Raw genomic sequence first — 12,637 nt, 5'->3', positions numbered from 1 at the left:
TCAGTGCTGCCATTCCTTGTAAACGAATTCCAGGCTGTAGCCATCCGGGTCGCGCACCTGCGCGGCGTAATAGCGTGGGTCATAATGCAACTGCGGTCCGGGCGGATGGATTTCGGTGGCGCCGGCGGCCATCGCCGCGGCAAAGGCCGCGTCGACCATGCGCAGGCTATCGGCGACGAAGCCCACATGGGCGGCGCGGCCATCCACCGTCCCTTCGCGCAGCCAGAAGAACACGCGGCCATTGGCGCCGAAACCCTTCAGGTCCGGGTGGCCTGCCGGGCCTTGGCGGCCGTCGTAGTCAAGCGCATGGGCAATGCCCAGCGGCGCCAGTGCTTTTTCGTAAAAGGCAATCGAGCGAGCGATATCGCCGACGCAGATAAAAACGTGATCGAGCATGATGCGTTCTCCTTGATTCAGATGATGTAGCCGCCCGCGACTTCGATGTTCTGAGCATTGATCCAGCGGTTCTCATTGGACAGCAAGCTGGCGATAACGCCGCCCACTTCGTCCGGCTCACCGACCCGGCCGAGCGCCGTCTGGTCCGCCAGCATAGCCTCGAACTCCGGTGTCAGTCCGCCGCCCAGCTCAGTGCGGATCGCACCCGGCGCGATCGAGTTGGCCCGAATGCGGCGCGCGCCAAATTCCTTGGCCATGTAGCGCGTAAGCACCTCCAGACCACCCTTGAAAGCGGCATACGGCGCCACGCCCGCCGTAGCCACCCGGCTCGTTGCGCTGGTGACGTTGACCACGTGGCCGCCGTCCTCGATGAGCGGCAGCAGCGCCTGAGTCAGGAAAAACGGCCCCTTGAGGTGGATGTTGAACAGACCGTCGAACTGCGCCTCGGTGACGTCAGCGATCGGCGCATATAGCCCGTGGCCGGCGTTGTTGACAAGGAAGTCGAAGCTGCTTCGGTCCCAGACGGCGGCCAGCTGGCCAGACAACGCCTGGCGGAAATCGGCGAACGATTGGCTGTTGCCAACGTCCAGCTTCAGCGCAACCGCCTTTCCGCCCGTCCCGGTGATGGCTTGCACGACCGCTTCCGCCTTTTCCGGATTGCTGTTGTAAGTGACGACCACGCCCATGCCGCGCTTGGCGCATTCCAGTGCAGTGCAGGCGCCGATACCACGGCTGCTGCCCGTCACGATGACGATCTTCATTCGGTTCCTCCAGTAGATGAGTGAGATCCATGGTAAGACTGCCGCCAGCAACGGACTCACCCGATCCTCCTCAAAACTTGCCTATTTCTGCTTTCCCATTGCATCCGGGGATGGCCCCTGTTAGGGTTTCAACATGGAACAGCAAATGCAAGAATTGAGAGCACTGGCCGCAGGGGCTGAGAATCGCCGCACCGAAACCGGCATCCCACGTGTCGCCATGGTGCAGGGCGAGATTCCGGAGCATCTGCTCGCTGCCGTCTACGATCCAATGGTCAACTTGATACTGACGGGATCGAAAACGATGACGATTGGCGACCGCACTTTTCATTATGATCCGGCCACCTACTTTGTGATGTCAGTGGATCTCCCTGCCGTTGGGGCTGTACATCCTGCCGCGACAGGCGAAGCGTATCTGGCTGTGAGCTTGACGCTTGATCCCGCTATCGTCGCCGCGCTTATCCGTGACTTGCCGGTTCGGGTATGTAGTACGCTGTTAGGTTCAGGATTCTCGGTTGCGCCGGTCAATGGGGAGCTGCTCGACGCTTGGATCCGTATGCTGCGACTAATGGAACGGCCGGACGAGATAGCAGTGCTCGCTCCCGTCTATGAGCGTGAGATCCTGTTTCGAGTGCTTCAGGGGCCTCTCGGTTGGATGCTGCGAGACATTGCGTCGCCAGACACGGCACTTTCACGCATTGGTGTTGCAATCAACTGGATACGTCGTAACTTTACCGAACAGATAAAGGTGGAGGCACTCGCTGAGATGGCGGCGTTCAGCGTTTCGGCATTCCATCGCCATTTTAAAGCGGTGACGGCATTGAGCCCGTTACAATATCAAAAACGTCTACGTTTGTTACATGCGCGCTCACAACTCATCTCCGGCCAAGGCAGCGCGACTTCGATTGCGTTCAGTGTCGGCTACGAGAGCCCTAATCAGTTCAGCCGGGAATATGCTCGCTTGTTCGGCCTGCCACCTTCTAAAGACCTTGCCAAAGCCACCCGAGAGCTTCGGGGGCGTTAGCAATCGAGCCAACCACCGTGGTCGGTTGGCAATCTTCGTCTATCAGATGCTGGTTCGTAATTGCTCTCACCAAGCGGTTGCTTGGACATCAAGCAATTTGAAGGTCGGATCAATACGGTGCTGGGCTGACGCTTACTCCGTTACTGACGCTTGGTGCGTGATTGCGCGCAGCGCATTGACATATCAAAGAACATGATTTACCTGGCAATCGGTTCGCTGCTACTGCCGCGTCGACACGTCCGCCAGTTTATCGACTGTCTTCAAGACCGCGATGATCAGCGCGGGAATTTATACCGTATCAGCAGCGTAGCTCCCTTGCCGCCGGGTGGGGTCAGCAGTATCTCGTCACCCGGCAGCATCTCTTCATACATCACCGTGCAACAGGTCGGCATCGAGTGGCCGCGCGACGGATAAACGCCAACGTCGGTGTGCAGGTTCGCGGCGCGTACGTCCACGCTGGACTTGCCGGCCTTTCCTTCTTCTTGCAGCAGCTTGCGCAGGGCGGTGACGAAGTCCCCTTTGCTGAGCCGGGCAGGTGCCTGGTTGGCTGGCGGGCGGGCGGTTGCGTCGTTTTTCATGGCAGTTTCTTTCAGTAAGTACATTCCCGCCACTATAACATTCACCCCCTGGCGGCATCATGCCAACATAGACGCTGGCCCCGGCCGCCTGCACTATCGCCGCTGTAGCAGTCGTTCGACTGATACAGCGTGTGCTTGTACGCGGCGTCTTGTGCCTTGTTCCTGCCGTGCCGCGCCTCTAGACTGGGGCCTTCTCCACGCTGCGACCGCATACCATGACCGAACTCCTGCCCCTGATGAGCTATTGCTTTGTGATGTCCGCCACGCCCGGGCCGAACAACGTCATGCTGGCCACCACCGGCGCCAATTTCGGCTATCGCGGTGCGCTGCCCGTGATCCTCGGCATCCAGCTCGGCATCTTCGTGCAAACCGTGCTCATGTGCGTGGGGCTGGGCAGCGTGTTCGTCGCGTACCCGATGGCGCAGCAGGTGCTGCGCATCGCGGGCGCGCTGTACCTGATGTTTTTGGCCTGGAAGCTTGCCGGCGCGTCGGTGGCGGGAAACAGCGCGCCAAAGGCCGTGTCGATGGCGCAGGCGGCGCTGTTTCAGGCGCTGAACCCCAAGAGCTGGCTCAAGGCGATCACCATGGCGTCGGTCTTCATGCCTGCGCAGGGCAACATGCTCGCCAGCGCACTGCTGGTGTCCGTGATCGGCACCGTGGTGGGCATGCCGTGCAACGCCATGTGGGCGCTGTTCGGCGTCTCGATCCGCAGCGTGCTGAAAGCGCCCCGCAACCAGCGCATATTCAATCTGACGATGGGGGCCATCCTGCTGGTCCTCGCCGTGATGTTTTTACGTTAGACTGCCACCCATGTTCGCCATCGACCGCTCCTCCCCCATCGCCCTGTTCAAGCAGATCGAGGCCGCATTGCGCCAGCAGATCGCGCAACGCGTCCTGCCTGGCGGGGCCAGGCTGCCGTCGATCCGCCAGCTCGCCACGCAGCTTGCGGTCAGCACCAACACCGTAGTGGTGGCGTATGACAGGCTGGTGGCCGCAGGCGTCATCGATACGCACGGCACGGCGGGCTTCTTCGTCTGCGCGCCAACTGACGCCAGCCGCGCCATTCCCGACGAGGTGGCGCTGGAAGCGGGCCAGGAGCAGGAACCAGTGTGGCTGAGTCAGCAAGTGAACGACCAGCGGCCGGGCGTGATATTGGCCAGCAGCGGCGCCTTGCCGCCCACCTGGCTGCAGGACGCGCTGCCGGCGGCCGCCGTGCAACGCGGCCTGGCGCGCAGCGCGGCCGGCATGGCCTCGCGCTGTCCGCCGCAAGGGCTGGCCGAACTGCGCGAGCAGATCGCGCTGCTGATGCGCGGCATCGGCATCGCTGCCGACGCCAGCCACATCCTCACCACATTCGGCGGCACCCATGCAATCGATCTGATCTGCCGCACGTTCCTGCAGCCCGGCGATACGGTGCTGGTGGAAGACCCCGGCTACTTCCTGATGTTCGGCAGGCTGCGCCAGGACGGCGTGCGCCTGGTGCCCATCCAGCGCCGCCCGGATGGGCTCGACCTGGATGAACTGGAAGCCGCCTGCCGCGCGCACCGTCCGCGCCTGCTGTTCGTGCAGACGGCTTTGCACAATCCCACCGGCTGGAGCAGCAGCGCCGCCAACCTGCACAAGGTGCTGATCATGGCGCAGCAGCATGGCTTCCTGATCGCCGAGGACGACGTGCACGGCCATTTCCAGCCGGGCCACAGCACGCGGCTGGCATCGCTGTCCGGACTGGACGGCGTGATCTATTACTCCAGCCTGTGCAAGGCGCTGAGCCCGGCCCTGCGCATGGGCTACCTGGCCGCGGCGCCCGCCCTGCTCAAGCTGCTGATGCGCACCAAGATCCACGCCATCATGACCTTGCCTGCGCTGAACGAATACGTGCTGCTGGAAGTGCTCAAGGCCGGCAACCTGCGCAAGCACCTGGAGCGGCTGCAACGCAAGATCATGGTGGCGCGCAACGCCAGCACGCGGCAACTGAGCGCGGCCGGCGTGCTGTTCGAGCAGCCCGGCGACGCAGGCATTTTCCTGTGGGGCAGCATGCCCGAAGGGCTGGACGTGGACTTGCTGGTGCAGGACGCCTACCGCAACAAGATCCTGATGATGCGCGGCGCCGCGTTCTCGGCCAACGACACGCCAAACCAGCACATCCGCTTCAACGTCGCCTTCAGCCAGCATCCCCGCGTGAGCGCCTACCTTGACGAGCGCCTGCGCGCGGTGGCGGGCGCCCGCACAAGCCTGGCCCGCGCCAGCGGCGCCGTCAGCATCGAGGGCAAGTCCTGAGCATAGTCTGCGCGCCCCCTCCTTTGCAGGCGCAGAGACGCCGCTGAGATCCAGCCTCCCGGGCTTCGCCTCGTGCCGGCGCTCAGCTCGAACCGAACCGCTTGCCTGGTTTTCGTCACCATTACGCTGACTCGAGCAGCATACTCTGCACGGCAGACGGCGTTGACACGCGGCGTGCTGTCGATGGCTGGAGCGCTACCATGCGCCGCCGTCGTCACGGCGGCATGAAAATGGTGATGTGCGAATCTGTAAACTTTTCATTTTGGCAAAGTGGTATCCTTGCTTTTATGGCCGAGTGCGGCCAAAAGCCGACGTTCCTAGCGACCGTTCAACCTGTTGACTCATTCACTGACCGCCCTGACCGGCCCACACTACTATGTTCTTCCGTCTCGCCTTCCTTGCCGCCACCCTGACGCTCGGCTTTGCCGATTCGGCCGTCGCCGATACCGCCGTCCATGAAAAACTCACGGCTAGCCGGCTCGCCATCACCGTTGACAAAGGCACGTTATCGGGACCCGGTGCGGAACTGCTGCTGCAGGCTTCGCGCCAGGCGCAGTACGTCCTCCTCGGCGAGGCTCACGGGGTCGCCGAGATCGCCCAGTTCTCCTCCGCCTACTTCAATGCCTTGCCCCCTGCCGGCTTCACGACCTTGGTAACTGAAAATGGTCCAGCCGTGACGAGCGCGCTCGAAGGGCTACTCAAGGGTGCCGACGCGGTTGCTGCCATCGCCAGATTCAACGCCACCTATCCGGACTCCGTTGCTTTCTACACCATGCGCCAGGAAGCCGAGATGCTCGCCGGCTTTGCCCTGGCCGCAGGACCGCGCTTCGAGCAGTGGGGCATCGATCAGGAATTCGTGGGTGCGGCCAAATACCTGATCACCCAGATGCTGGCCCAGCCGGTTAATCCGGCCGCCCGCGCGAAGCTGGAAGCCTTGCGTCAAATGGAAGCTGTCGCGGCTCAAAAGGCGGCAGCCACCGGCAATCCCTTCGAGTACTTCATACTGTCGGCCTCAACCGAGGACCTGACTTCGTTGCGCCCGCTACTTGCCGGCCCCAAAGAGCAAACCGCGCTAGGGCTGCTCGATGCCTTGCTGGCCACCCGCGCCATCTATCAGAAAAGTGCCTCGCAAGTGCCCGGCGATCGCGACCTGTCCAACCGCTTACGTTTGACGCTGCTAAAGCGGACCCTGGAAACCCGGCTCGGCGTGCAAGAGCGAAAGCTGGTGGTCAAGGTCGGCGCAAATCACGCATACAAGGGTATTAATCCACTCAACAATCGTGACATTGGCAACTTTCTGGCTGAACGCGCCGAAGGCCAGGGCCACACCTCGCTGCACCTGATCGTGCTGGCGGCGAAGGGTACGCACCTGAGATTCGCGGGAGCGGGCAAGCCATATCAGCCGGCACAAATCGAACTTGGCGGCTCGGCCTTCAAACTGCTGGCCAGTGCAAGCGCCACCGACGGCAGTTGGTCTCTATTTGATCTGCGGTCACTGCGGCCAGGCTCGCGCAAACTGGCGGGGGGTGACATTGAAATGTTCAACCTGATCAACGGCTACGACTTTGCCCTGATGATCCCGGAAGGCAGCGCTTCTGCGCAGCTCGTGACACCGTAGAAGGGTGAAGGGTCTTTTAATAATTGTAATTTTTCAATTAAACTGGTTCCCCGCTGGGAAACGGCCACGCGTGCACGGAAACGCCGCCCTTTCGCTTCAGGGCGGCGCCAGCCCAGAGTGAAAATTAATGTGTTTACAAATGGGCAAACCGCGATCCTGAGCGCCGTCGGCCGGGTTCGGCCGGAAGCGGAAGTTCACGACGTTATTGAAGTGTAGTTTAAGGTTGTCCTATGATTAGTAAAGATAACGCTCCGGCAGCATGGGCCACACTGATGTACGAGCTTGAAGATGCGCAAGAACACTTGACTACGCTCATATCGGAGATGAGTAGCAGGGCTGACTACGATGAGGTAAATCTTCGCATTGACCTCGGCCATGTGTTTGCGCACTTGAACCGGGCTTGGCATCTGCGTCACTTGAGGGAAGACCTCGATCAAGAGCAATGGCAGCGCGCCGGCCAATTTCCCAAGGACTTAGACCCGATATAGTTCGTGGGCGATTGGCTGGATTCGGCTGCGGACTCACGCGCCGAAAGTCAGGCTGACACCTGACTGCGGCGGAACCGGGCTGCACTTCCTGCATGCCCCCCCCTGCCAGCCCGGCCAACCTTACTGACACTTACCACAAGTGCAGAACTCAACGTCCCCCCCCCATTGGAACGCCCCCTCACCAAAGAAAAAGGCTATGTCACCATTAAATGTGGAAATGTTCCCAGCGTTGCTTTCAATAACGTTTCTGGTGAACGGATGCGCCCGGCGTCGAGTATCCAGCGCCATCCCAGGTAATTCGGCAGATAGCGCGTCGCCACGCCGTGAAACGGCCTTAACCATTCGCGCAGGCGGCTGTGATACGCATTGACGTTCTGCACGTGCGCGGCGCCCTGCACACGGATGCCGGCGCGCAAGTTGACGGCCTGATGACTGAGGCCCGCTTCCCGCGCAAACGCCCGGTAGGCGGCATGGCCATCCGTGACCAGCAGGATATCGTGGTCGATGACAGGCAGCAAACAGTGGTGCAGTTGCGCCTTCGTCAGTTGCCCTTTGCCCGTGACGAAATCGAGGGTCTGGCCCGTGCGGTCGCGCGCCACCAGGATGCAGACTTGCTCATTCGATATACCGCGTTTAAAGGCATGACCGCCCCGGCGGCGGGCCGGACGCGTCATCTGCCTGACCCCCTTTTCCGATTCCAGCACGTATAACGCGTCGGCCTCGGCGATGCCATGCAGGCCATGCGGCCGGTCCGTCTTCGCGACGCTGAGAAATCGGTGGCGCCAGCGAAACGTGGTGTTGCGGTGCAGTCCCAGCTGCTGAGCGGCCTGGCGCACCGAGGTGGAATCAAGCAGGCAAGCGGCATACGCGATCCACAGCGATTTATGGCGCAGGCGGGCCAGCGGCGTGCCCGTCAAGGCATTGAAGGTGCGCCCGCAAGGCACGCAGCGGTAGCGCTGCAGGCCGTGCGCATGGCCATGCCGATGCAGGTGAGGCGAACGGCAGGCGGGACAGGCCAAGCGCGGCTGCGCCACGCTTTCCAGCAACGCGACGGTCGCGTCGTCTGGCGCGTTGCCACGCAGCAGGGCCATGCCTGCTTGCCGCTGGCGTCGGTTCAGGCGAGCAAACTGGGCGATAAAACGGATCCATTCGGCTGGCTGCATGATCTGCTCCCTGTGTGGTGGGTATGCAGAGTCAGACAACTCAACCGCGCGAAGATTCCGGCATTTCCCCTATTTTACGAGGACAGAGCCAAGAAAAACCCCGGCGTACCGGGGCATTTACCACGTCTAACCGCGGGCGCTGCGGCCTGGCAGCGTCAGACGCCGGCTGGCTGAAGCCGCTGCCGGCGCCGCCAAGCCGCCCGCCACTTTCAGCGATTTTGCCTGGGCGTCGCCGCGCAGGCGGAATACGGCCACCACGTCGACCAGCTCGACGGCACGGTCTTGCAGCGAGGAGGCGGCGGCGGCCGCCTCTTCCACGAGGGCCGCGTTTTGCTGGGTGACCTGGTCCATCTGCGAAATGGCCTGGTTCACCTGTTCGATGCCGGCGCTTTGCTCATGGCTGGCGTTGGCGATGTCGCCCATGATGTCCGTCACGCGTCGGATGCTGGCGACGATTTCTTCCATCGTCGCGCCCGCCTGGTCGACCAGCGCGCTGCCCGTGTTCACCTTGTCGACGGAATCCTCGATCAAGCCCTTGATTTCCTTGGCGGCCGCGGCCGAACGCTGCGCCAGGTTGCGCACTTCCGTGGCCACCACGGCGAAGCCACGGCCCTGCTCGCCCGCGCGCGCCGCTTCCACGGCCGCGTTCAGCGCCAGAATATTGGTTTGGAAGGCAATGCCGTCGATCACGCCGATGATGTCGGCGATCTTCTTCGCCGATTCATTGATCGAACCCATCGTACCCACCACTTGCGCCACCACGGCGCCGCCCTTGCGGGCCACGTCCGAGGCGGACACGGCCAGCGAGTTCGCCTGACGCGCATTGTCCGTATTCTGGCGCACGGCCGAGGTCAGCTCTTCCAGGCTGGACGCCGTTTCTTCCAGCGACGAGGCCTGCTGCTCGGTGCGCACGGACAAGTCCGCGTTGCCGGCGGAAATCTGCGCGGCCGCCACGCTGACCGTATCGGCCGAGGCGCGCACGGTGGCGATCACGCCGACGATGCGCTCCAGGAACTTGTTGAAGGCCGTGGCCGTGCGGCCCACTTCATCCATGCGCTCGACGGGCATGGCGGCGGACAGGTCCAGCGAGGCGCTGACGCGTTCCAGGGTGTGTTCGATATTGCCCAGGCCGCCGCTGATGGTGCGGTAGATGTGCCAGGCCAGCGCGCCCGTCAGCAGCACGGCCACGCCCAGCACGGCCAGCATGGTGTTGAAGGCCGTGTCGTAGGCGGCCAGGCTTTCCGCCTTCACGTCGTCGACCAGCTTGTTGTTGTAGGCGATATGGTCATCCATGCTCTTTTTCGCGGCGGCGGCAGTGATGGCCAATGGCGTGCCGGCCAGCAAGGTGGCGCGCACGCCATCCATGTCGCCCGCGTAGGCGGCGGCGAAGAACGGCGCCAGCGCGCGGCGATAGGCTTCCATGGCGGCCTGGTCGGCGTCGAGCATCTTGCTGTCCGTCGCGTCGTACAGGCGCTCGGCGCGGTAGGTGGCGATGACCTTGTCGAAATTCGTGTTGGCATCGGCGACGGCCTTGTCCAGCGCCGTCTTGTCGGCCAGATTCGAGAACACGGACAGGCGATAGCCGGCCAGGCGCGAGTCGGCCAGGAAACCCTTGGCCGCATTCAAGCCCTGGATGCTGGGAATGATGCGGTTTTGCACGGTGTCAAAGCGCTGCTGCGCGCGCTGCAGCTGGATGGCGCCGCCGGCGCCCAGCAATAGCAGGGCCAGCAAGGCAATGGTCAGGGTCAGAATGAGTTGCTTGGTGATGTTCATGGTGTTTCACAGTAAAAAGTGGCCTGGCAAGGCCAGGCAGGATAAATAGCTGCCGATCGGGTGGCCGGGGATCGGTTGCTAGGCCGCCAGCGGGGAAGCATCAGGCGCGCGGCGCAGCAAGTCGCCATGCTGGCGGCAAAACGCCAGGCCCGCCTTGTGGCCCACGTCGAACAGCAGCTGCATGTTCGAGCTGGACCAGTCCAGGGTGTCGGGCCAGTGCTGCTCCGGGATGCCGCCCATCAGGTCGAGCTTGAGCAAGCGCCGCTTGGGCTGGCCAGTGCGCGCATCCGTGTTGTGCTCGAGTTCGAACAGGCGCAGCTCGCTCTTGGAGATTTTCACCAGCGGCGTGATGATGGAGCGCACCCAGGCGTCGTACAGGTTGCGCGGCTTGCGCAGCAGCCGCTCGTCGCCCAAGATGTCGAGGATGACCAGGGTGTCGGCGTCATGGTGTTCGCCCTTGCCTTCGATAAACGGGTCGAAATTGAGCGTGTCGAGCGCCGCGCCTTCGATGTAATCGTCGCCGGCGATGGTGGTGGGCGCATACAGAAACGGGAACGACAACGCGGCGCGCACGTGGATGGGTTCGATCTCGTGCTTGCCCCAGATTTGCATGCGGTGCGCGCTGAGGTTGTAGGCGTTGATGTAGAAAGCGGGACGCATGCTGGCCACGCCCGAGAAATCCACGGCCTTTTCCAGGAAGGGCAAGTGCGCGCACAGGCCCAGGCTTTTCGCCGACAGGTCCGATGGCGACAGCGACGACACCATCAATTTGCCCCAGTCCGACCAGGCCGTGGGCACGCCCGCAAACGTTTGCTGGAAGGCCTGAAAAAAGGGATTGTTGGCCGGCGGCTGGAAAGCGTCGCGGAAGGTGCTCGCATGCATGCCCGGCTTCTGGAACACCTTGTAGTTGATCGGAATCATCTTGTAGATGCTGTCGGCCACGCCCGTGTCGGCCCAGCTTTGCAGCGCCTGGCGCGGCGTGGCTTCGTGCGGCGTCGTGTAAAGCAAGCCCATCAGCACACCGGCGCCGGAGGCGGAAATGACGTCGAACTCGATGCCCTCGTCAAGGAAAGCGGCCAGGGCGCCCGCGATCAAGGTGGAATTGGGTGCGCCGCCACCCAGCAGCAAACCCGTCTTGCGGGCAGGTTTCACGGTCGCGGCTGGCGCCGGATTCGGCGGCGTCGTCATCACTGTCTTCATGCACACTCCCTGAACGGAACGGGACTACCATCCCTTAATTGTTGGTTACTACACGCTTATGGCGCCTAATCCTGCACATGTCCCCGCAAGCGGCCAGCCGATGCAATGTTGCAGAAACAGATATGAAATTAACATAAATAAATTCCTTATGGCAATTTCCATAACGCATGACCGGTATTCAGGAAGGGCATAAGCTGATGCCATGCGGCATGCCGTGGTGCGGCGCAGCAAATATAAATCCGGTGGCGTTAGGAATAATCGCTTTGGGGTAGGAATATTCCCCAACCAGCCGCCGGCGCGGCGGCCAGGGGCATCAAGGGAATGGCGCAGGGCCGGGAGGGGACGCGGAAAAATGCAGGTGGGTACACAAATGGTCAACAAAGACGCGAATTTTCGGCGACAGGTGGCGGCTCGACGGCCACAACACCCAGAACTTGCTCGCGTACAGCAAGTGCTCGGACAGCACGGCTTGCAGTTCGCCGCGCGCGATGGCGTCGCGCACGATAAAGTCGGGCAGGTAAGCGAGGCCCACGCCCTGCGTGGCGGCGCCGATCAAGGCTTCGATATTGTTGCAGGTCAAGGCCGTCGGCAAGCGCAGCTCGCCGCCGCCGTCGCCGTCGGCGCGCTGCAGCGCCCACTCCTGCAATTTGCCCGTGGTGGGGAATTTATAGCGCACGCAGGCGTGCCCTTCCAGCGCGCGCGGCGTGGCCGGCACGCCGTGGCGGGCGAAATATGCGGGCGAGCCCACGATGGCAAAGGCAAACGGCCCCAGTTCGCGCGCCATCAGCCGCGAATCGGTGAGCGTTCCGCTGCGCACGGCCACGTCGACGCCTTCGGCCACCACGTCGACCAGGCGGTCATTGAAATCGAGGTCGAGCTCGATTTCCGGATACTGGCGCGTAAACTCGGCCAGCAAGGGCAGGATGATGCGGTAGCCGATCACGGGCAGGCTGACCTTGAGCTTGCCGCGCGGCGCCTCGGCCAGGTGCGACAGTTCCGCCTCGGCATCGCCCAGATCGGCCAGGATGCGCTGGCAACGCTCATAGAACAGCGCGCCCTCGTTGCTCAGGCTGATGCGCCGCGTGCTGCGGTTAAGCAGGCGCACGCCCAGCTTTTCTTCCAGCCGCGCCACGCTCTTGCCGACGGCCGAGGCGGACACCCCGAGCAGCCGACCGGCCGCCACATAACTGCACGTTTCCGCCGCGCGCACGAAGGCGGCAATGCCGTTCAGATTATCCATGCCACCTCGTCATCTCCATTAAGGAATATTTTTCCGCTATGAGTGGATTTTCAGCCACTTTTTCACGGATTGCGTCCATATTATCATCGGATTCCCTCTTTCTGGAATCACTCCCATGGATA

The 12,637-nt window shown here is 62.5% G+C and carries 11 protein-coding genes; 4 read left to right on the top strand and 7 right to left on the bottom strand.

What is annotated here, in order from left to right; genetic code table 11:
- Together J0O65_RS14960 and J0O65_RS14955 are read right to left on the bottom strand one after the other, a co-directional pair.
- The gene (locus J0O65_RS14960; protein ID WP_215407887.1) at nucleotides 1-396 is read right to left on the bottom strand and encodes a VOC family protein; all 396 of its coding nucleotides are present in this window, start codon (nucleotides 394-396) and stop codon (nucleotides 1-3) included.
- A gap of 17 nt (nucleotides 397-413) precedes the next feature.
- The gene (locus tag J0O65_RS14955) at nucleotides 414-1,157 is read right to left on the bottom strand and encodes an SDR family NAD(P)-dependent oxidoreductase (RefSeq protein WP_215407885.1); all 744 of its coding nucleotides are present in this window, start codon (nucleotides 1,155-1,157) and stop codon (nucleotides 414-416) included.
- Between the two features lie 133 nt (nucleotides 1,158-1,290).
- Here J0O65_RS14955 and J0O65_RS14950 point away from each other — a divergent pair, with 133 nt between their 5' ends.
- Entirely contained in the window at nucleotides 1,291-2,178 is an 888-nt protein-coding gene (locus tag J0O65_RS14950; RefSeq protein ID WP_251373762.1) for an AraC family transcriptional regulator, read from the top strand.
- A 275-nt stretch (nucleotides 2,179-2,453) separates the two neighbouring features.
- Here the strand turns inward: J0O65_RS14950 and J0O65_RS14945 are convergent, their stop codons facing one another.
- On the bottom strand, nucleotides 2,454-2,756 hold the full coding sequence (locus J0O65_RS14945; protein ID WP_215407883.1) for an HNH endonuclease: 303 nt from the start codon (nucleotides 2,754-2,756) through the stop codon (nucleotides 2,454-2,456).
- A 215-nt stretch (nucleotides 2,757-2,971) separates the two neighbouring features.
- Here J0O65_RS14945 and J0O65_RS14940 point away from each other — a divergent pair, with 215 nt between their 5' ends.
- The 3 genes from J0O65_RS14940 to J0O65_RS14930 all read left to right on the top strand — a co-directional run bounded on the left by J0O65_RS14940 (nucleotide 2,972) and on the right by J0O65_RS14930 (nucleotide 6,651).
- Nucleotides 2,972-3,556 (top strand): LysE family translocator, encoded by a 585-nt coding sequence (locus tag J0O65_RS14940; RefSeq protein ID WP_215407881.1) that lies wholly within the window; start codon nucleotides 2,972-2,974, stop codon nucleotides 3,554-3,556.
- A gap of 10 nt (nucleotides 3,557-3,566) precedes the next feature.
- A complete protein-coding gene (locus J0O65_RS14935) occupies nucleotides 3,567-5,033 on the top strand; it encodes an aminotransferase-like domain-containing protein (protein WP_215407878.1) in 1,467 nt (488 codons plus the stop codon).
- Nucleotides 5,034-5,409: 376 nt separating this feature from the next.
- Nucleotides 5,410-6,651: a hypothetical protein gene (locus J0O65_RS14930; protein ID WP_215407876.1), complete on the top strand. Its 1,242-nt coding sequence runs from the start codon at nucleotides 5,410-5,412 to the stop codon at nucleotides 6,649-6,651.
- 682 nt (nucleotides 6,652-7,333) lie between these two features.
- Here J0O65_RS14930 and J0O65_RS14925 read toward each other — a convergent pair.
- The 4 genes from J0O65_RS14925 to J0O65_RS14910 all read right to left on the bottom strand — a co-directional run bounded on the left by J0O65_RS14925 (nucleotide 7,334) and on the right by J0O65_RS14910 (nucleotide 12,515).
- Entirely contained in the window at nucleotides 7,334-8,302 is a 969-nt protein-coding gene (locus J0O65_RS14925; RefSeq protein WP_215407874.1) for an IS1595 family transposase, read from the bottom strand.
- A gap of 126 nt (nucleotides 8,303-8,428) precedes the next feature.
- Nucleotides 8,429-10,075: a methyl-accepting chemotaxis protein gene (locus tag J0O65_RS14920; RefSeq protein ID WP_215407872.1), complete on the bottom strand. Its 1,647-nt coding sequence runs from the start codon at nucleotides 10,073-10,075 to the stop codon at nucleotides 8,429-8,431.
- Nucleotides 10,076-10,153: 78 nt separating this feature from the next.
- On the bottom strand, nucleotides 10,154-11,275 hold the full coding sequence (locus J0O65_RS14915; protein WP_502793564.1) for a patatin-like phospholipase family protein: 1,122 nt from the start codon (nucleotides 11,273-11,275) through the stop codon (nucleotides 10,154-10,156).
- Nucleotides 11,276-11,588: 313 nt separating this feature from the next.
- Nucleotides 11,589-12,515, bottom strand: a complete 927-nt coding sequence (locus J0O65_RS14910; protein WP_215407870.1) for a LysR family transcriptional regulator — start codon at nucleotides 12,513-12,515, stop codon at nucleotides 11,589-11,591.
- Between the last annotated feature and the right edge of the window lie 122 nt (nucleotides 12,516-12,637).

Source organism: Janthinobacterium sp. JC611 (assembly GCF_018682595.1).
Classification (GTDB): Bacteria; Pseudomonadota; Gammaproteobacteria; order Burkholderiales; family Burkholderiaceae_D; genus Janthinobacterium.
Note: the sequence above shows the minus strand (reverse complement) of the source record. Positions and strands in the feature narration are given on the sequence as shown.

Coding starts and splice junctions, on each gene's coding strand:
- J0O65_RS14960 (WP_215407887.1), bottom strand. CDS start 396: ATGCTCGATCACGTTTTTATCTGCGTCGGCGATATCGCTCGCTCGATT.
- J0O65_RS14940 (WP_215407881.1), top strand. CDS start 2,972: ATGACCGAACTCCTGCCCCTGATGAGCTATTGCTTTGTGATGTCCGCC.
- J0O65_RS14955 (WP_215407885.1), bottom strand. CDS start 1,157: ATGAAGATCGTCATCGTGACGGGCAGCAGCCGTGGTATCGGCGCCTGC.
- J0O65_RS14950 (WP_251373762.1), top strand. CDS start 1,291: ATGGAACAGCAAATGCAAGAATTGAGAGCACTGGCCGCAGGGGCTGAG.
- J0O65_RS14935 (WP_215407878.1), top strand. CDS start 3,567: ATGTTCGCCATCGACCGCTCCTCCCCCATCGCCCTGTTCAAGCAGATC.
- J0O65_RS14925 (WP_215407874.1), bottom strand. CDS start 8,302: ATGCAGCCAGCCGAATGGATCCGTTTTATCGCCCAGTTTGCTCGCCTG.
- J0O65_RS14915 (WP_502793564.1), bottom strand. CDS start 11,275: ATGAAGACAGTGATGACGACGCCGCCGAATCCGGCGCCAGCCGCGACC.
- J0O65_RS14910 (WP_215407870.1), bottom strand. CDS start 12,515: ATGGATAATCTGAACGGCATTGCCGCCTTCGTGCGCGCGGCGGAAACG.
- J0O65_RS14930 (WP_215407876.1), top strand. CDS start 5,410: ATGTTCTTCCGTCTCGCCTTCCTTGCCGCCACCCTGACGCTCGGCTTT.
- J0O65_RS14945 (WP_215407883.1), bottom strand. CDS start 2,756: ATGAAAAACGACGCAACCGCCCGCCCGCCAGCCAACCAGGCACCTGCC.
- J0O65_RS14920 (WP_215407872.1), bottom strand. CDS start 10,075: ATGAACATCACCAAGCAACTCATTCTGACCCTGACCATTGCCTTGCTG.